At 59.4% G+C, this 906-nt stretch carries 1 protein-coding gene; it reads left to right on the forward strand.

Going from position 1 to position 906, the window contains the following annotated elements; all coding sequences use genetic code 11:
• Window positions 1-435: 435 nt before the first annotated feature.
• Complete coding sequence (locus V8324_RS22075; RefSeq protein WP_336422019.1) at window positions 436-834, forward strand: hypothetical protein; 399 nt, start codon at window positions 436-438, stop codon at window positions 832-834.
• Window positions 835-906: the final 72 nt, after the last annotated feature.

Genomic DNA, 906 nt, shown 5'->3' on the forward strand with positions numbered 1-906 from the left:
AACGGAAAACACCAAGTGAGTGGCGGGCAGACCAGATCCGGTGCGTTCGGCGCTCCGATATATACGGTCTCCGCGCCGAACGCACCTCGCGTCGTCACCACACCAAGCCGTTGGTGGCCGCTTTTATCAGCGGGAAAAGCCTTTGACAGAATACGCCCCATTACGGAAGGCCGTTTCCGGCTCCGCTCGCGCGAAGATCTCCTTCTCGGACGGAGGCAAGTGTATGAGTTCACGAACAGCGTCAGCAACCAAACCCCGCCGAAGGACAGGCACGCCGGACGAGGCCGCGGCTGGCTATGAGCACGCAGCGTTTATTGCGCGCCGGGCACAGATCATGCAATGCGACCGACTTCGGTCATCGCGCGACTATCGCGGTCGCGTCGCATTTCCGCAGGTCGGCAGACGGTGCGATCTCCTCACTCAGGAGGATTGAAGATGAGCGATACAGGCCAAGCGCACCACTACAACGCACGTGAACCCGCGCGGAAACTGGGCGCTTACCCGACGCCGCTGCTCGCAAACGCCGATCTTCAGAACCGATGGCACTGTAGCCGATCCACCGTCGACCGTATCAGGAAGGTATATGGCCTTCGGAACGATGTACCAGAATGCGGCCATCCACTTTTCGATTTGCTGAATGTCCTCAAAATTGAAAACATATCAATCCCCCTGCTCGCATGGGCGCTCGGAACCGACGACGATCGGGAAGTTCTGGCCGCGGAGCTGCTATCCATCGACGACCTCAAACTTCTCGACCGGACCATCGGCGGCCACCACCCCGAAACTTTTCGGCGGCGCGCACGATCCGGTAATACCAGCGCGCGAAAGGTTTGACTCTGGGGCCCTTTTCAGGCTGCCGGATCCGTGATTCCGTGCTTGAAAACGGATCATGAGGCAGAGATGGGA

The organism is Roseovarius sp. D22-M7, from assembly GCF_037083785.1.
Taxonomy (GTDB): domain Bacteria; phylum Pseudomonadota; class Alphaproteobacteria; order Rhodobacterales; family Rhodobacteraceae; genus Roseovarius.